Origin of the sequence: Streptomyces marokkonensis (genome assembly GCF_008312835.1) — a bacterium.
Taxonomy (GTDB): domain Bacteria; phylum Actinomycetota; class Actinomycetes; order Streptomycetales; family Streptomycetaceae; genus Streptomyces; species Streptomyces marokkonensis_A.
On record NZ_VSKS01000081.1, the window covers coordinates 1 to 521 of the forward strand.

Annotated in this window: 1 protein-coding gene; it reads left to right on the top strand. The window is 36.9% G+C overall.

Translation table 11 applies throughout. The annotated features are described in order from the left end of the window. On the top strand, positions 1-521 hold a 521-nt coding region (locus F1615_RS35495; RefSeq protein ID WP_208818486.1), incomplete at both ends, for a collagenase.

A 521-nucleotide genomic window follows, 5' to 3' on the forward strand; every position in this document is an offset into this window, starting at 1 on the left:
CAGGATAGTATCTATAGTTTAGAAGAGTTATTTCGTCATGAGTATACACACTATCTCCAAGGGCGTTATCTTGTTCCAGGGTTATTTGGTGAAGGGAAGCTCTATGAAAATGAGCGTTTAACTTGGTTCGAAGAAGGTGGTGCAGAATTTTTTGCTGGATCTACCCGTACCCATCAAGTTGTACCCAGAAAAACAATCGTACAACAATTAGCCGTGAATCCTTTGAATCGATACACCTTACAGCAGACCTTATATGCCACATATGGCAATTGGGAATTCTATAATTATGCGTTTGCCTTACAGTCTTATTTGTATCAAAATCAGTGGGATTTATTTTCTCAATTGCACCATATCATAAAAAATAATCAAGTGATACAATATGATCAATATCGTACAACAGTCAGTAAGGATGTAACACTCAATGTGGCGTATCAAAACTATATGCAGCTGTTAATTGATCATCAGAATGAATATACCGATCCAGCTGTTTCAGATGAATATTTACAACAGCCAACAGCGAA